We start from the raw sequence: 18,377 nt of genomic DNA on the forward strand, positions 1-18,377 counted from the left end.
AGAGAGAAAACAAAAGTTACCGATCGCAAAGCGAAGATTTTTTCGCATGCTTTCTGAAAAACCCAGTGATTTTTGTTCAAATAGTTTCGAAGCACATTAAAATGCACTTGTGAAAACCGAGAAATAAAATAACTAGTCGAACACACTGTGTACCAAAATTCTAGCAAATTTATTTCTTTCCAACAAATTATAAACACGATAAATAATTAAAAAAACACTGGAATTAACCTTACATAACATAAAACATTTATTTTATAAACGAGCAAAAATTATTTATATTTCTCTGATAAATAAGTGCATAACGATAAAAAACTATCATTTTTTATCATAAAATCATTTCATTTTTTATATTTAATCAACATAATGAATACGATTACATTTGTATACTTATGCATTAAAAACGAGAAAAACGATGATGTTGTTTTTTCTTGTCTTCAACCTCGTTTTTTACCTCTGCAAATAAAAAAACAAAAATATTTAAGCCATTTTTCACGATATCCCCTAAAATAACTCATACTAATGATAAAAAGGAATCGAAACGCTCGTAAAAAGTTCTGTGAAAAAAGGAATGAAAATCCCCAATTAAAATTGAGCATGCGCCATCATGAAATAGAATTTCTTCAGATATCATTTGCTTCTTGTTTATCTGTGCTAAATTTTTCAGTAGCTATTTGGTCTTACATTTTGGACCTAAGCATTTATTAGATTCTTTTTGATTATACTTGCTGGTAAGAAGGAAACGCAGCTGCCCAATCGTCTTCTTCTAATACCACATAAGGAGCATAAGAAGATGGATTGGCTAGTAATGATTCTTGTATTGATATGTCTTAGCTTTGTCTGAGAAAGAAATGTAAGGGAGAAGATTATGAAAAAAGAAATAGTAACAAGTTTAATGACCACTGCAATTTTAGGAACCTTCACTGTTGAAACCTGCTTCGCACAGGAAAAAGATCCATCCTATTTGACCGATCCAACCACCCATCACGTCTTATTAAAAGATGGTGACTATTGGTATGACGAAGGCAAAGCCGTTCCTAAGGAATACGCGGAGCAATTGATTGCAAACGAGCAATTAAGCAAACCTGCACAGGCGCCCGATCCTCATCCGACTTTGCAAGTTCCTTCGCAAAGACAACCAGCATGTGAACCGCAACAGATACCAGCGCTGAAAAAACAAAACGAGCAAACAGTTCCCCTTTCAAAAGAACCATTCGCCGTTCCAGAAATGAAACCTGACAAACCAGAGCAACAAGGATCGACTGAAGAACCCAGAAGAACACCACAAGCCGTACCTCCTGCTGTTCCAAAACCCTCAGGAAAAGTAGAGCAAGAGGTAGTACCTACGAGCGCTCCCTATGCTGTACCTGATGAACCAGCGGTATCTTCAATAAAAAAGAAAGACGATTCTGTCCCGACAAAAGCTCCGATAGCCGTACCTGAGAAAATTCCTGTTCCTTTAGTAACCTTTGATTCCTTAGTGTCGAATAAAGTGCCTTATGCTGTACCTGGTGCTACACCAACTGCGATCAACCAGAATCAGGAATTTCTGGTTCCGACGAAAATTCCGATGGCTGTACCTGAGAAAATTCCTGCTCCTTTAGTAACCTTTGATTCTTTAGTGCCGAATAAAGTGCCTTATGCTGTACCTAGCGCTACGCCAACTGTGATTAACCAGAAGCAGGAATTTCTTGTACCGACGAAAACTCCAATTGCTGTACCTGAGAAAATTCCCGTTCCTTTAGTAATCCCTGATCCTTTGGTGCCGAATAAAGTGCCTTATGCTGTACCTAGCGCTACGCCAACTTTGATTAACCAGAAGCAGGAATTTCTTGTACCGACAAAAGCTCCTATGACCGTACCAGAGAAAAGTCCGACTCCTTTAGTAACCTTTGATTCCTTGGTGCCGAATAAAATACCTTATGCAGTACCTGGCGCTACGCCAACTGTGATTAACCAAAAGCAGGAATTTCTGGTTCCGACGAAAATTCCGATGGCTGTACCTGAGAAAATTCCTGCTCCTTTAGTAACCTTTGATTCCTTGGTGCCAAATAAAATACCTTATGCAGTACCTAGCGCTACGCCAACTTTGATTGACCAGAAGCAGGAATTTCTTGTACCGACAAAAGCTCCAATTGCTGTACCTGAGAAAATTCCCGTTCCTTTAGTAATCACTGATTCTTTGGTGCCGAATAAAGTGCCTTATGCTGTACCTAGCGCTACGCCAACTGTGATTGACCAGAAGCAGGAATTTCTGGTTCCGACGAAAATTCCGATGGCTGTACCTGAGAAAATTCCCGCTCCTTTAGTAACCTTTGATTCTTTAGTGCCGAATCAAATACCTTATGCAGAACCTGGCGCTACACCAACTGCGATCAACCAGAAGCAGGAATTTCTGGTTCCGACGAAAATTCCGATGGCTGGACCTAGTAAGATACCGACACCTTTAAGCCAAACGGAATTCCCGCAACCTGGAATTCCTGTCAATGCTGAACCTAAAGCATTGACGATTGTTCACCCTAACGGAAAAGAACAGATTGCAGCCCTTCCGTCATCTGAAGCAATGAAAACGAAAAATTTGGATAACGGCATTCATAGACAACAGAAAAGCAACACTCCTTCTAGAGTCAAATCGATCAGAAAAAAACTTGTTCAACAAAAACCTAAAGAACCATCTAAGAAAAGCTTTGACAATAATGAAGAGCGCGAAAAAACCCGACTAAATCATAAGCAACAGATCAATTCATACACTGCAGCTGACAATCGCTATTTACCCAAAACAGGCGAAAATAGACTTTTATCCTTTTTGATGCAAGCTGTCGGGATAATGGTCATTGGAATTGCTGGTCTACTTTTCTTTCGAAAGAAAGGTCGCCATGAGAAATAAAAAAAACGTGAGAACCCAGCGTTCTCACGTTTTTAAATTGGCTTAGTTTATTTTTGTATCTGTCTAACCAACCATCATCACAAAAATTGCCAACTGTTTTCTCATGAAATCAGAAGAGGTCTGAAATATAAGACCTTTTTAATTCCTACACCGGGCTTGTTTTACTATAATAGGGATACATGATTTCATTAATTCAACGAGAGCGGAGGCTTTCTTATGTATGGCGAAACGATCAGACAAATCCGATTGAAAAAAGGCTTCACCCAAAAAGAAGTCTATGGCACGATTATTTCAAAGTCTTATGCCATCGAATTTGAAAAAGGCAAGCATCAGATTGCTGCCAACCTGCTGTTGCAAATCTTAGAAAATCTATCAATGGATATCGATGAATTTCTCTATATCGCGAATGGCTATCGGCTGGATGAGCAAAACAGCTACAACCATCGGTACACGCAATATTCAAACAAGCACGATATCAACCAGTTACAAATTCTGTTACAGGAACTGCAGCAAACCTCTAGCCGACTTAACAATGTCCGCATCGCAGAGGTTCGCTCACGGATCCGCATGCTGCAATGCTTGGCAGAGCATGGGGTCTATCGGAAACGTGCGGTTTTGGAATGTGATCGTCAAACGATTATTTCCTATCTCGTTGATGTTGAGAGCTGGACGTTACAAGAAATCCAACTATTTGGCAACACCATCGATCTTTTGGACAACGACCATAATTTCCTCTTTTTCAAAAAAGTATCCAAGATGCTCGAGTACTACATCGATATGGAAAAAGGTCGGGAAATTTATTGCGCGCTATTGATCAATTTGATCGAATATACACTAAAACACCAGCAATACGATGCGACGGAAGTTCTCGTCGTCCAATTGAAACTTTTGGCGACAGACTACAAAGAATTTTTCCACCAAACCGTCTGCAAGTTTTTCCAAGGCGTGTTGCTCATAAGAACCGGCGATCAAAAAGCTGGTGAAACGATCACGCAAAAGATGTTGGCTATCATGCGAGAATTGGATCAAGGTGCCCTTGCCGATGATTTTGCTTTGCTATTGGATGAAGATTATCTCCGAGCATTTGCCTCCTCCGAGTGATAAAGCGGCAACTGCAGCGTTCGTTAATAAAAAGGAAGTGATGATTGCCATCACTTCCTTTTTCAGCTATTAGCTAACACTACGTTCGTCTGTCGCTCCAAAGTATTGATACATTGGTTTTTGGTTGCCATTGAGCAATTGATCCACCGTCACAAATTCATAGCCTTGCGCTTTCAGCGTTTGAATAATACCAGGTACGGCTTGAACGGATTTCGGATGAATATCATGGAGCAGAATTATTGAACCATCGTAGACATTATTTTGGACGACCTTCAAAATTTTGTTTGGTTCTTTTAGCTTCCAATCCTCGGTATCGACACTCCATTGAATGATCGATTTTCCTGCCGCTTGGGCGCTTTGTTGATCGATCGCTCCATATGGCGGGCGCAAATTTTTAGGCAAGACCCCTGTCGCCTGATAGATGGCTTTGTCCGTTTTGGTTATTTCCGCTTTGACCTCCTCTGGCGACAACGTATTTAATTGGGGATGTGAATAGGAGTGACTGGCAATTTCATGCCCTTCCTCATGGACTTTTTTCGCGACTTCAGGATATCGATCCACCATTTGGCCTAATTCAAAGAACGTTGCCTTCACATCATTGTCTTTCAAGATTTTTAAGAGATCCAGTGTCGAGGTATCATTTGGTCCATCATCGAAAGTCAACGCAACATATTTTTTGTTTTCGTCTAACATCGCTTGTTGCTCTTTCAATTGATCCGCATTGACCAGCTCTGGATCAATAAAGGGCGCAATCTCTTTGTAAGCCAAAGTGATCTCGGATACGCCTGTTTGATTTTGCGGCAACTGGAGCGTTATTTTTTCAGGATCATAAGTAAACTTTGAATCATAGGTGATTCGGTCCATCCCCAAGACCGCATCAATGATTTTAGCCGGTTCTTTGGCTTGATCCAAAAGCTTTTGTTGAATCACTTGCTGGATCCCTAGCAAGCTGCCTTCATCTGGAACCAAGTCTTCCAAGGATAATTCATTGCCGGTTTTCTCGGAAATAAAAATTGGATCGGCAACCACGCTATCCGCATCTTCAAACCGCCCAGTCTCCCGATTCCAAACATAGCTGTCCGCTTTTAAGGAATAGGTTGATACTTTTGATGCAACTGCTTGTGCTTGAATCCGAGCGATCGTAACGGTCTCTTTGTCGGCGTGTTTTTTGCATAGCTTGTTCGCCATGGTCGATAATTTCTTACTTGCATCCTTTACAGGGATGGCATTTTCTTCTTTTGGTCGGAAAATCAATTCTTTTTTGTCGCCATCAGACAATGTTTCAAGTTTTGCGGGAATTCCCTCTTTGGCTTGTTCTTCTTGGATCGATGCTAATAGCTTTTGCGCGGCAGCTTCATATTTTTCGCGTGCCAATGCTTCTTGCTGCTTCAAAGTAAAAGCGATATAGCCCCCAGTGGCGATAATGACAATTGTCAGCAGCGTCATCAATGAAAAGAGATATTTGCGATGGGTTGGCTTCTTTTTAGAAACTTGACGATTGGCAGTTGGCGTGCGTCTTGTCGTTCCCGTTGTTTGCTTTTGATGTGATTCGACCCTCGAAATAGGTGCTTGTTTTTCAGAAGTCGCTTCTCTATGTTGTGAATTATTTGAATCATTGCTTGATTTCTTCATAAACATTCTCCCTCAAACATAATAACGTAAACAAAATGTAACATAAGCGTAATAATATTTCAACAGTGTTACAGAGATTCTTATAAACTTCTCTTTTTGTTCACAAATTTTGAGAATTGTTCTTAGAAATCCTTTATTCTGCTTTTAAGAAAACCAATTCTGCCAAGTATGATATCGTGTTCACTGCTTTTTCTTTTTGTTTAAAAATAATGAGAGATATCTTTTTGTACTTTGATGTTTTTTCTGTTTATAATTCAGCATGTGGCAATTACTATGAAGGAGGTGTTCAAAATGAAACACAAATCAGCAGTTTATTTATTCTTTCTTACCTTAATCATAGGATTAACCTATCAATTACTTCCTTATACCCCACTAAACGATTCCGTGTTATCGATCGTCGGTACCATCTGGAATCTGGTCTTCGCATTTAGTGCAGGGTATTTTCTCTTACGAACGACCTTTTTGGAGCAGTTCAAACATTTTCGTTTCACCGTTTTATTGTGGGGTGTCCCTTTCGTCATTTTGACTGGCGTGTTCTTTTCCTTTATTTATGCCGCTATTTTTGGACAACCAACAACCAACTCGATCAGCGAAACCATCACTGTCCAAATGGTCTTTTTGCAAGTCCCCTTTATGCTGATGGGAGAAGAATTGCTTAGCACCAACCTCTTGTTGGCGTTGCAGAAAAGAGGCTTTTCTTTTGCCTGGTCATCCATCATTTGCAGTGTGCTATTCGCTTTATGGCACATCCCAGCGTACGGCTTTCATCCAGCTCAATTATTGATCACCTTGATGCCTGCCAGATTGGCACTCAACTACGTTTGGAAAAAATCCAATAGCGTATGGGTCAGCGGGATCTGCCATTTTCTCTATGACTCTCTGGGATTCATTTCATTTTTAGGTAAATAAGCATCAAAAAGGACAGCTGAAGCCTAGCTGTCCTTTTTGATAGTTGGTAACGACTTTCCCCAATGGCTTACTTAATCACTATTTTCGCTTTCTGAAATAAAGCCAGCTTGCCGTGGCGATAAAGAACAAACCAACTACAAACGGGAACAACGTCCCCTGCTCATCGGTTTGCGGCAATCTTTGTGCAGAAGCGCTTTTTTTCGAAACAACAGTTTGCACAGGAGCTTTTTCTCTATTATCAGAACTATCAACTGTTGCAGCTTGTTCTTTTGTATAAACGTACGTCACAGTTGCCCCCAGCTTGCCGAATGTTCCTTTCGCATTTTGTGGCAAACGACTTCGATCTAAGACGTAGTCGTTGATTGATATTTAGTATTTTTCTGTGCTAGCATCGTAAGGTTCGCCTACATTTCCTGATAGGATTTGGGAAGCATGAATTTCGTTACCTTCTGTGTCTACATACTCCACCGTTACATCCGCTGCTGGTACCGGACTTTTTGTGTAGATGTAGGTGACTGTTTGCGCTGTTTCGCTAAACACACCTTTACTGTTTTTTGGTAATTGGATAGGCTACAATTAACTAGACAGAAAAATTAAGGTGTGTAGACTAGAAGAAAACATACCAGGAGGAATTTTTATGTCTAAGAGAACACGAAGAACTTTTTCACAAGAATTCAAGCAACAAATCGTCAATCTTTACTTAGCTGGAAAGCCACGTGTAGAAATCATTCGAGAATATGAACTAACGGCTTCAGCATTTGACAAATGGGTAAAGCAATCTAAAACGAGTGGTTCATTCAAAGAAAAAGATAATCTTACGCCTGAACAAAAAGAATTGTTAGAACTACGTAAAAGAAACCAGCAATTAGAAATGGAAAATGATATTTTAAAGCAAGCAGCGCTGATATTCGGACGAAGAGACAAGTAATCGATGCGAATAAGCATCTTTACCCTATATCAGCGATGTGCAGAATATTAGGTCTATCACGTCAGTCCTATTATTATCAATCAAAACCAAAGAAAGATGAATCAGAACTTGAAGAAGTAGTCGCTGAAGAATTTATCCGCAGCCGAAAGGCCTACGGCTCAAGAAAAATAAAAAAAGCCTTATCAAAACGAGGCATTCAGATCAGCCGACGAAAAATTAGTAGAATCATGAAAAATAGAGGATTAAAATCGAGCTATACTGTTGCTTATTTTAAAGTACATCATTCTACTTGCAATGAAGCCAAAACGACAAACGTATTGAATCGTAAATTCTTAAGAGACAACCCATTAGAAGCGATCGTAACAGACTTGACTTATGTACGAGTCGGGAAAAAATGGAATTATGTCTGTTTCATTTTGGATCTGTTCAATCGAGAAATTCTCGGCTATTCTTGTGGAGAACATAAAGATGCCGTTCTAGTAAAAAAAGCATTTAGCCGTATCAAACAACCTCTGACAGAGGTTGAGATTTTTCATACTGATCGTGGAAAAGAGTTTGATAACCAAGCTATTGATGAATTATTAACAACTTTTGATATCAATCGATCATTAAGTCATAAAGGCTGTCCTTTTGATAATGCCGTAGCTGAACCAACTTATAAGTCGTTGAAAGTAGAATTTGTCTATCAATACACATTTGAAACCTTACAACAATTGGATTTGGAGTTATTTGACTATGTCAATTGGTGGAACCACCTTCGGTTGCACGGTACACTTGGCTACGAGACACCGGTTGGTTACCGTAACCAGAGATTGGCGCAGCGAATCCTTGATAATGAGCTCGGATGTGCTAACGCTAGCGAGGCAGTCTAACTTTAACTGTTAGCTCCTGCCGAAGATCGTCACATCCGAGGAGGCTCATTGTCAAGGACAATCGGAATAGCATACGGAAAGAAGTTCTGCACCTTATAAAATTTGTCAAAAAAACTGTTGCCATTCCATCTACTCGTTTTTCTGGAGTGAGTTTCATCTTTCTTTTTGGCATACAAAATACCCCCTATACAGGACTTTTATATTTCAGTGTCCTATATAGGGGGAGCATATCATCGAGTATTCAACGTGGTCTTTTTTCAACTAGTTTAAAACATATCTCTCACATAAAAATGTAGCGTTACATCAATAAATTCCTTATATTATCCACGTATTGCCGATACTAACTGCTTGAAACTAACTTTGATTTTATTAGTATTAATGGCAATATAAATAGAGAAGCAAATCAAAAATAAAATAAAACTTACTAAATTAGAAAGTAACATATTTGATACTATAAAAATAATTGTTATAATTATTTCCTGAATAAGATTACCCACAATATTTATCTCTAGTACTTTGCTTAACAATAATTCAGCTAAAATACATCGGAAAGCTAAGCAGATCATTATTCCTAAAACTACTAAATCAATATTGTTAAAATAAAAAATAGTAATCACTGAAAGAACTATAGTTAACAATAAAGAAGCCATATTGGCCAGCAATATATATTTCTCTTTTCGGATTGTTTTTAAATAGGTATTTATTAACAGAGACATTCTTCCTTCATAAATAACCATTGGAAATAAAACGCCCATAAATCTTAGACTGTCTTTATATGCTGGGAGCCAGTTTTCTAAAATTATTCGTATAGGATTAAAAAAGAGTAACAACGAAAAAGTAAGTGGAACAAATACTGTTCTGATTTGCTCATAAAGAATTTTTAAATTACTACGATTCGTACGTCGTAATAAAGGAAAAATCACAATACCAACAGCGTTTATAAAAGTCATAAACATATTCGAAATACTTAAAGTAAATGACAGTTTACCAAAAGTTTCTATATCCCATTTATTTTCCACAAGTAACCTTGTAATCCCAATAATCAGCATACTTGCAATATTACTAATCATTAGGTTACTACCAATTTTTATATTTTCAAGTATTTCAGAAAAATATTTTTTCCCCCTTTTCACCTTATTAAAAACAATATCATTAATCTGATATATTCCCCATAAGGTTACTATTAATCTTGAAAATATGTCACTTACTGCTAAAACAACAAAACTTCTTCCCCCTAGAAACAAGTATATAAAAATAAAGACTATATATATATATCTATCGAAGCGAGAAAGGTTAGCATACTCTTTAATTCTATTCGTTGATTGAAAAATATATAAGATGAACATTCTTAAATTCGTAATGATGGTAACTACAGCTGTACAGAGTAAGATTAGACTCTTTTCTCCAGAGTCATGTCTTAATAATACATATAGGACGATTCCGAAAGCAATAAATATTTGCGATACAAATAAATACCAAAACTGGACATTTAAACTAACCTTATCTAAATTGTCATACTCTTCCCCACCTATTTTTAGGTATATTCCATCAAGCCAACCAAAATGCAAAAAACCTACATAGCTTGAATAAAATACATACAATTGCCAGTAGCTATATTCCTTGATTCCCAAAATCCGAGGAACAAATAAATTTAAAACTACTGATATTATTAATATCGATAAATTAGCCGATATTGTATATCTAAGATTTCTAAATAAATTTTTTGCTTTATTATTCATTTATATTTATCATCCTCAATGGTGAAGCATCTTCGCCAAAGCTTCTTGCCAACTAGGTATCTCAAAACCTATGTTCTTTGCTTTGCTCAGATCCATCACTGAATATTGTGGACGTTCTGCTTTTTGTGGGAATTCTTCAGAGGTGACAGGCAAAACAGTAACTTTCTGATTGTCTTTGAGGATTTCTTTAGCAAATTCGTACCATGAACACACCCCGTCGTTTGACAAATGATACACACCATATGGCGCTTTCTTTTCAATGACAAAAAGCATGAATTCCGCTAAAGTTCTGGTCCATGTTGGTCGCCCAAATTGGTCATTGACCACAGTTAATGTATCCCGTGACTCCGCTAGTTTTTGCATGGTAAATACAAAATTATGTCCGTACTGACCAAATACCCATGATGTTCGAATGATATAATAATCCTCCAAGGTTTCTTGAACAGCTTGTTCTCCTAACAACTTGGTACGGCCATATTCATTCAATGGATGTGTCGGATCATCGACCTGATACTCGCCGTCTTTTTTCGTGCCGTCAAACACATAATCGGTACTGATGTACACCAATGTTGCTCCGACTTCTTTTGCGGCCAAAGCAACATTTTTCGTTCCTTCGACATTGATTCGTTCATCTATCTCTTTGCCTTCGTCCTCAGCTTTGTCTACTGCGGTGTAAGCGGCACAGTGAAAAATGACTGAAGGCTTCAATTCTTTAATAAATGTCTTTGTCTGTTGGGCATCGGTGATATCCAATTCATCTCGATCCGTCGCCACTACTTCTTGTTGAGGCATCTGTTCATTTAACAGATGACGTAATTCTGTCCCTAGTTGTCCATTACTGCCAGTGATTAAAAACATTTTTCCCATCCTTTCAAAAAAGCAGGATCACTCCTGCTTTATTTGCTGTTGCTCTTTATTGATCGTTCTTGGCATAAGCCGCTTCTACAGCTGCTTTTCCCGCATGCCACCATGCTTGATTTTCAGTATACCATTGGATGGTAGCATCCAAGCCTTCTCGGAAATCAGTAAACTCTGGCTGCCAGCCTAACTCTTCACGGAGTCTTGTGGAATCAATGGCATAACGGAGATCGTGTCCTGCGCGATCCTTGACTTGATCATAAGCATCTTTCGGCTGTCCCATAGCCTCTAAAATCATTTCTAAGACAGTCTTGTTGTCTTGTTCACCATCAGCACCGATCAAATAAGTTTCCCCGATTTTTCCTTTTGTTAGGATTAACCAAACAGCGGAAGAATGATCGTTTGTATGAATCCAATCTCGGACATTCTTTCCTTCACCATACAATTTAGGGCGAATACCGCTTAAGATATTCGTAATCTGACGAGGGATAAATTTTTCAATATGCTGATATGGACCATAATTATTGGAACAATTAGAGATCGTCGCCTGTAAGCCAAATGAACGAACCCACGCACGAACCAAAAGATCTGAACCTGCCTTCGTAGAAGAATAAGGACTTGAAGGATTATACGCTGTTTCCGCGGTGAATTTTTCTCCTGCTCCTTCTCCATGACCTGGAAGATCTTCTCGCAGTGGGAGATCGCCATAAACTTCATCCGTCGATACATGATGGTAACGCACATTATACTTACGACAAGCTTCCAACAAAGTATACGTACCGATCAGATTTGTTTGTACAAATGGAAACGGATCTTTCAATGAGTTATCATTGTGAGATTCTGCCGCATAATGCACTACAGCATCTGTATCTTGAACAAGTTTATCTACCAATGGTGCATCAGTGATATCACCAACCACCAATTCTACCCGGTCTTCTGGTAATCCGGCTAGATTTTCTTTATTGCCGGCATAGGTCAACTTATCCAAAACCGTCACATGAACGTCCGGATGATTGTTAACGACATAATGAACAAAGTTAGAACCGATAAACCCAGCTCCTCCAGTAACAATAATTTTTTTCATTTCAGCTTGCTCCTCACTCTAGATCTCACCATATACAAATGGATTTTCTGCTTCGAACACTTTTAATGTTGGGTGATGATGATCTTTTTCCGACATAATCGCTTGTTCACGACCAATCGGCCAATTAATGTCTAGATCTGGATCATCAAAGGCAATTCCACCATCCGCTTCAGCATTGTAATAATTATCGCATTTGTAAAGGAAGTTCACATCTGGAGTCAGTGTCACAAAACCATGCGCATAGCCCTTTGGTACCAGTAATTGACGGTGATTGTATTCCGAAAGAAGATACCCTTCCCATTGCCCATAGGTAGGACTGCCTTTGCGGATATCAACGATCACATCCCAGACCACACCAGTCACTACACGAATCAATTTTGTTTGAGCCGCTTCACCCTTTTGAAAATGAAGCCCACGTAAAACGCCTGGTTGTGTCGATAAAGAATGGTTATCTTGAATAAAGTCATAGGCAATACCTGCTTCTTCAAAATCGACCGCTGAATAACTTTCTGTAAAAAAGCCGCGGTGATCGCCAAAAACAGCAGGTTCGATGATTTTCACATCGGTTAGTTTGGTAGTGGTTACTTTGATTTTCCCCATGATTACGCCTCATTTGCTAAACGGAGCAGGTAGCGTCCGTATTGATTTTTTTTCAATGGCTGTGCTAATTCTACCAGTTTTTCTTTAGTGATATAGCCCATCCGATACGCGATTTCTTCTAAACAAGCGACTTTTAGATTTTGTCGTTTCTCAATCGTTTCAATAAACGTCGAAGCCTCCAACAATGATTCGTGGGTTCCGGTATCTAGCCAAGCAAAGCCGCGTCCCATTACTTCAACAGACAGTTTACCTTTTTCCAAATAAGCTTGGTTGATATCTGTAATTTCTAATTCTCCACGAGGCGATGGTTTGATTTTTTTCGCGATCTCTACCACGTCGTTATCATAGAAGTAAAGACCTGTCACCGCATAATTTGATTTGGGCTCTTCCGGTTTTTCTTCGATCGAGATGGCTTGCCTTTGGTCATCAAATTCAACAACTCCAAACCGTTCCGGATCATTTACATGGTAGCCAAACACTGTGGCACCCGTTTCTTTTTGCGCTGCACGTTGCAGCATTTGTGACAAGCCACCACCATAATAAATATTATCACCTAATACCCGACAAACACTGTCGTTGCCGATAAATTCTTCTCCAATGATAAAAGCTTGGGCTAGACCATCCGGACTTGGTTGTACTGCGTATTCAATATGGATTCCTAATTCATTCCCATCACCAAATAATTCTTGAAATCTTGGTGTATCTTGCGGTGTTGAAATGATCAAGATCTCATGGATCCCTGCCAACATCAAGACGGACATCGGATAATAGATCATTGGTTTGTCGTAGATGGGCATTAGTTGTTTCGATGTCGCTTTAGTTAATGGGTACAGACGAGTGCCTGAACCACCTGCTAGGATTATACCTTTCATTATTATTTCCTCTTCCTAAAAATCAAGCTATTATGATTAGTCTCTTCTAAAAATATCTCTCGTATAAACTTTGTCCTCTACGTCTTTAAGAAAAGGTTCAACACGGTTTGATACAATCACATCTGAAATAGCTTTAAATTCTTCAAAGTCTTTAACCACTTTAGAATTAAAGAAATCTTCCGCATCTAGTGTTGGTTCATAAACAACCACTTCGATTCCTTTTGCTTTGATCCGTTTCATAACACCTTGAATTGATGAGTAACGGAAATTATCAGAATTGGCCTTCATTGTTAATCGATAAATTCCGACCACTTTAGGATTTTTAGCAATAATTTGTTCTGCTATGAAATCTTTACGAGTTGTATTTGCTTCCACAATGGCTCCGATAATGTTGCTTGGTACATCTTCATAATTTGCTCGAAGCTGTTTCGTATCTTTAGGTAGGCAATAACCGCCGTAACCAAATGAAGGATTATTGTAATGTGATCCAATACGTGGATCTAATCCCACTCCTTCAATGATTTGTCGGCTGTCTAAACCACGAGACTCTGCATAGGTATCTAATTCGTTAAAATAAGCTACACGCAAAGCTAAATACGTATTTGAAAATAGTTTGATGGCTTCTGCTTCTGTTGAATGTGTCAACAAAACAGAAATATCCTCGTCTAATGCATTCTCTTTAAACATATTCGCAACTTCTTGTCCACGATCAGAATACTCTCCAACAACAATCCGTGAAGGATGCAAATTGTCATACAATGCTTTACCTTCCCGTAAGAATTCCGGAGAAAAAATAATATTTTCAGTTTGGAATTTTGCTTTCAATTCCAATGTATATCCTACCGGTACAGTAGATTTTATGATAAATGTTGCATCTGGACGAATCAATAAAGCTTTTTCAATGACATCTTCTACTGTAGATGTATTAAAATAGTTTTTCTTTTCGTCGTAATCCGTTGGTGTTGCGACAATTAAGTAATCTCCAAATAAAACAGCCTCTTCAAAATCTTTAGTGAATTCTACGTTCAAATCATCTCGTTCAAGAAATTCATGAACTTCTTTATCTTCCAGAGGTGATTGTCTTTTTTGCAGCATATCGATTTTTGTTTCAACGATATCGTATGCCTTTACTTCTTCTTTTTGACTCATTAAAAGTGCATTTGCTAAACCAACATAACCTAGTCCAAAAACCGAAATTTTCATAAATGTTCACTCCTATTAATAGTAGTTTAGTTATCTACTATTATCATCTAAATTCTATTAGTTAGTTTGAATATAATATACTTTTCTAAAGTACCCATTGAAAAAAGAACTTTATAAACGCTTAGTTTCCAAACACTTATTCCCAGATATTCTTTTAAATAGACTATTTCAGAATATTTAATAATTTTTTGTCGTTTAAAAAAGCTTTTTATATTTTTTTTAACAGTATTCCCACCAAAGTGTGTTACTTGCTGTTTAACTATAATAGCAGCTTTATAGTCCTTTTTTTTAAGTTTAAAAAAAAGATTATTCTCCTCACCATATAAAAAAGTTCTTTCATCAAACAATCCGATACTTTGAAAAACAGAAGCCTTAATCCCAAAAAAACACCCTGAGATTACGTCAACTTCTTTGATATCTGAATTAAAATCTGAATCGTAAAATCTTGAGAGATTCAATTTATTCATAAGAAATGTTGAAAAAGCGAAAGTTTCAGATAATATATGGTAGTATTTTGGAAGCCTCCATGCAAAATTTTTAGCAATTTCCCCACTTTTATTCTTTATCAATCCACTTACAGCAACAAATTTGTTAGTATCTAAACACTCACAAATTTTCCTAATTGTATTCTCATCAACTTCTATATCTGGATTACTTATAATAAAATTATTAACCTCGTAATTTTTTAAAGCATAATTCAATCCAAAATTATTTCCTGCTGCATACCCTCTATTTTCTTGAGTTGAAAGAACCTCTATTCTATCATTAGACATGCTAGTCAAAAATTCATACGAATTATCAGTAGACTTATTATCGACGATAATAATCTTATCTAAAATTTTGTACTTCTCTATATTCTTTACATATTCTTTGGTCATCAACCAATCATTGTAGTTCAAAATAATCATTATATTCAAGGGAAATCCACCTTATATTTTATATTTAGGGTTTTTTATTTCTATTGGAATCCCTATGAACCGTTAATCTCATAAAATTTCAGAAATATGAGCTTAAAAATAAAAATTATGGTTTATTATTAAACATACTAATTTGATTAATTTTTTTTGAAACATTTTCCCATGAATATTCTTCATGATATTTTACGGCTTCTTGTCTAACCTTAGAAAAAATTTCTTCATTTGTTAGCAATTGTTGAATTTTATTTGACAATTCTTCAGCTGAGTCAGGTTCTTCCAGTAAATATCCATTTTCTCCATTTTGAATAAAATGTCTCATTTCAAATTTATTCGTACCGATACAAGGCAAGCCAAAGCTTAATGCTTCTATAAAAACTAAACCATACGCTTCAAACTTTGAAGGCATACAAAATATATCGCATATTTCAAAATAGTATTTTAAATCTTCTTGACTTAAATCTCCCAAAAAAATGATATTTGAATCCAATTCATAACCATTTAAATGTTTAGGTCCTGCTATATAAAGTTCTAGTTCATCAAATATATCATTTTTTAATTTTTTAAAGGCTTGGACTAAGACGGGTCCGCCTTTTCTCTCAAAATCACGACCAACGAATAAAATTCTACGTCTATTCTTTTTTCTGACAGTTAGAGGCAAAGGTAAATTAATTCCCCCTCCAACATGAAAAACTTTTTCAGCAGGAATTTGTTCAACGTTAACCAAAAAATCTTCAAGTGTTTTAGACATTGTTAAGATTCCTTTAGCTTTTTCATACCTTTTTTTTTGTATTTGATCTCTTTTTTCTAATTTAGCAATTGGGATATCTTGAAAATTACTATATTTAAAAGCTTCAGGATCATTTTTTCTAACATGAAGTAAAAATCCTACAGATAAGTCTTGATAAATGTAAGAATCTTCAATTTCTGCTAGATCACCAATTTGTAAAATAAATTCCTCTGCTTTATTATCTTTTATTTCTCTATTTATATTTTTGGAGACCTTATTTAAAAAAGGCCAGTTAAAATTCATATTTTTCTCAAATTCTCCATATTTAATAAAAGAATAAGCTCCAAATATAATTTTATTTAACTTTGAACTTTGATGTACTTCGATATTTTTAATTTGGTTAGTTTTTTCTAACGATTCCTTTAAAGAATATGTCGTCCCTGACCAAGTTTTTTTTTTGTTTTTATCCCAATTTGCTACAAATATCATAGTTAATAATCATTCCTTTTATTTTTAATACAGAATTATTACAATACTTTGCTTTATGTTTTGAAAAGACTTTATTTATTTTTTAGCATTCAAAAAAATATTTGTACTTTCTTAATTTTAATTCTTCTAAGAATCCTAAGAAATAATTCAACTATTACAAAAAGCACTGTTCAAAAATGAACTTACTTAAATTTTTATCATTCTTTCGTTTGATGAAAATACTTACCTTACATTTATTTTGAGTGGCTTATCTTCAAGATAGCTATTTTTGAATTTTTAATAGTAACGATTTTTTAGATTAATTATTATACAACAACGTTATTAAATTCTTATACATGAAAAATTTATATAACCACCTATTTTAATTGATTATTTACATTTTTCCTAGCAATAAAGAGCAGTAAGATAGTACACCAATACCCTGCTGAAAGATAGCCACCTCTTTGAAATGAAAAGATTGTAAGCATACAGGCTAACCAAAAGTTTGTCTTCCCCATATAAAAAATCAACAAACAAAAAAGAATAAGTGGAATCAGTCCTAATTCTGTTAATAAATATGCAAATATATTAAAAATAGGTGGGGAATTGCCAATACCAATCCCTCCAATATAATCAGAAACATATTGCCAACTACCCACTATCCTAGCCGTTCCAGAACCATCGTTACCATTTATAATTTCATTAAATCTAATAATTATCGTTTGAGTTAACTCTTCTCTGAATATTAAAATTAACACAACAATACCAATAAAAAATAAAATAATTTTTCTATTGAATAATTTCTTAAATGATTTTGATTTTATCATTTGTATTATGGGAAGAATTGCTACAGTTAGTATCGTAGAGAACGAAAACGTAAGTAATGAACAAAAAATTATAAACCAATTTTTTTTATTACTAATTCTAAAGCCTACCTGATTAAAATATGAAAGAGCTAATGAAACCGTCAACATCATCCCTAAACCTTGCGGCTCATTTGATAATCCACGCAATCTTATAATTGAACTTCCACGATAAGTATAACTTTCAGCATCCTGTCTAGAAAAATACCAGAGAGCCCTATAAGGCAACCCAATTAATTGAGCTACGTATATATAGAGAGAGAGAATACACATTAGCAATGTATAGTTAATAAATATCTCAATTACTTTTTTTTGTAAATTAAATTCGGTTACAAAATTATATACATTAAATGTAAAAAGTAAAAAGACAGGTATTTTTATCAAATAAATCAAAGAACTATTTAAATCATAATTAGTAGTAGATATATTTATTCCATAAAATATGTTAGTAATAACAATTGAAATACATAAAATAAAAATAAATATTTGAGAAATTTTAATTTTATGGAAAAATACGCTTGAGCAAATCAATCCCGAGATCAAAAAAATATCTGAGAAAGTTCCTCCAAATGTAGGAGAAAGCATCAAATCATTTAGAAAAAATGAAAGACATAATAAATGTATAGAAAGATGGGCCATAGTTTCAGAAAATTTATTCAGCACGGGTATATCCCTTTTTATGGATTTATCTATGGTCACATTAGGATAATTCACTAGCTC

15 protein-coding genes and 1 pseudogene are annotated in these 18,377 nt (G+C 36.1%); 4 read left to right on the forward strand and 12 right to left on the reverse strand.

Annotated features, from left to right (window positions below):
- Window positions 1–865 precede the first annotated feature (865 nt).
- Window positions 866–2,884, forward strand: coding sequence for a hypothetical protein (locus P0G38_RS11355; RefSeq protein ID WP_275851111.1), 2,019 nt, complete (start codon window positions 866–868; stop codon window positions 2,882–2,884).
- 216 nt (window positions 2,885–3,100) lie between these two features.
- Window positions 3,101–3,985, forward strand: coding sequence for a helix-turn-helix domain-containing protein (locus P0G38_RS11360; protein WP_074535094.1), 885 nt, complete (start codon window positions 3,101–3,103; stop codon window positions 3,983–3,985).
- A 69-nt stretch (window positions 3,986–4,054) separates the two neighbouring features.
- Here the strand turns inward: P0G38_RS11360 and P0G38_RS11365 are convergent, their stop codons facing one another.
- Window positions 4,055–5,617, reverse strand: coding sequence for a polysaccharide deacetylase family protein (locus P0G38_RS11365; protein ID WP_175445270.1), 1,563 nt, complete (start codon window positions 5,615–5,617; stop codon window positions 4,055–4,057).
- A gap of 234 nt (window positions 5,618–5,851) precedes the next feature.
- Here P0G38_RS11365 and P0G38_RS11370 point away from each other — a divergent pair, with 234 nt between their 5' ends.
- A complete protein-coding gene (locus tag P0G38_RS11370; RefSeq protein ID WP_074535092.1) occupies window positions 5,852–6,526 on the forward strand; it encodes a CPBP family intramembrane glutamic endopeptidase in 675 nt (224 codons plus the stop codon).
- A gap of 78 nt (window positions 6,527–6,604) precedes the next feature.
- Here the strand turns inward: P0G38_RS11370 and P0G38_RS17225 are convergent, their stop codons facing one another.
- Both P0G38_RS17225 and P0G38_RS17230 read right to left on the reverse strand, forming a co-directional pair.
- Window positions 6,605–6,814 (reverse strand): LPXTG cell wall anchor domain-containing protein, encoded by a 210-nt coding sequence (locus P0G38_RS17225; protein WP_438844763.1) that lies wholly within the window; start codon window positions 6,812–6,814, stop codon window positions 6,605–6,607.
- Window positions 6,809–7,093: pseudogene (locus P0G38_RS17230) on the reverse strand (MucBP domain-containing protein); the annotation flags it as partial. The pseudogene P0G38_RS17230 and the gene P0G38_RS17225, both read right to left, overlap by 6 nt.
- A 70-nt stretch (window positions 7,094–7,163) precedes the next feature.
- Here P0G38_RS17230 and P0G38_RS11385 point away from each other — a divergent pair.
- A protein-coding gene (locus tag P0G38_RS11385; RefSeq protein ID WP_139152374.1) for an IS3 family transposase occupies window positions 7,164–8,326 on the forward strand; the annotation gives its coding sequence in 2 pieces (ribosomal slippage) (window positions 7,164–7,440 and window positions 7,440–8,326; 1,164 coding nt in all).
- 320 nt (window positions 8,327–8,646) lie between these two features.
- Here the strand turns inward: P0G38_RS11385 and P0G38_RS11390 are convergent.
- The 9 genes from P0G38_RS11390 to P0G38_RS11430 all read right to left on the reverse strand — a co-directional run bounded on the left by P0G38_RS11390 (window position 8,647) and on the right by P0G38_RS11430 (window position 18,371).
- Window positions 8,647–10,065 carry a lipopolysaccharide biosynthesis protein gene (locus P0G38_RS11390; RefSeq protein ID WP_074535089.1) on the reverse strand — a complete coding sequence of 473 codons (1,419 nt, stop codon included), beginning with the start codon at window positions 10,063–10,065 and terminating at the stop codon, window positions 8,647–8,649.
- 15 nt (window positions 10,066–10,080) lie between these two features.
- Window positions 10,081–10,923, reverse strand: a complete 843-nt coding sequence (rfbD, locus tag P0G38_RS11395) for a dTDP-4-dehydrorhamnose reductase (protein ID WP_074535088.1) — start codon at window positions 10,921–10,923, stop codon at window positions 10,081–10,083.
- Window positions 10,924–10,978: 55 nt separating this feature from the next.
- On the reverse strand, window positions 10,979–12,007 hold the full coding sequence (rfbB, locus tag P0G38_RS11400) for a dTDP-glucose 4,6-dehydratase (RefSeq protein WP_074535087.1): 1,029 nt from the start codon (window positions 12,005–12,007) through the stop codon (window positions 10,979–10,981).
- 18 nt (window positions 12,008–12,025) lie between these two features.
- A complete protein-coding gene (rfbC, locus tag P0G38_RS11405) occupies window positions 12,026–12,598 on the reverse strand; it encodes a dTDP-4-dehydrorhamnose 3,5-epimerase (RefSeq protein WP_308169238.1) in 573 nt (190 codons plus the stop codon).
- An 11-nt stretch (window positions 12,599–12,609) separates the two neighbouring features.
- Window positions 12,610–13,479, reverse strand: coding sequence for a glucose-1-phosphate thymidylyltransferase RfbA (gene rfbA, locus P0G38_RS11410; protein WP_275851136.1), 870 nt, complete (start codon window positions 13,477–13,479; stop codon window positions 12,610–12,612).
- Window positions 13,480–13,515: 36 nt separating this feature from the next.
- Window positions 13,516–14,682 carry a nucleotide sugar dehydrogenase gene (locus tag P0G38_RS11415; protein ID WP_074535084.1) on the reverse strand — a complete coding sequence of 389 codons (1,167 nt, stop codon included), beginning with the start codon at window positions 14,680–14,682 and terminating at the stop codon, window positions 13,516–13,518.
- Window positions 14,683–14,729: 47 nt separating this feature from the next.
- A complete protein-coding gene (locus P0G38_RS11420) occupies window positions 14,730–15,590 on the reverse strand; it encodes a glycosyltransferase (RefSeq protein WP_016628439.1) in 861 nt (286 codons plus the stop codon).
- Between the two features lie 115 nt (window positions 15,591–15,705).
- Complete coding sequence (locus tag P0G38_RS11425) at window positions 15,706–16,815, reverse strand: glycosyltransferase family 4 protein (protein ID WP_137231623.1); 1,110 nt, start codon at window positions 16,813–16,815, stop codon at window positions 15,706–15,708.
- A gap of 356 nt (window positions 16,816–17,171) precedes the next feature.
- Window positions 17,172–18,371, reverse strand: coding sequence for a hypothetical protein (locus tag P0G38_RS11430; protein WP_275851145.1), 1,200 nt, complete (start codon window positions 18,369–18,371; stop codon window positions 17,172–17,174).
- Window positions 18,372–18,377: the final 6 nt, after the last annotated feature.

This window comes from Enterococcus casseliflavus, assembly GCF_029215545.1.
Classification (GTDB): domain Bacteria; phylum Bacillota; class Bacilli; order Lactobacillales; family Enterococcaceae; genus Enterococcus_D; species Enterococcus_D casseliflavus.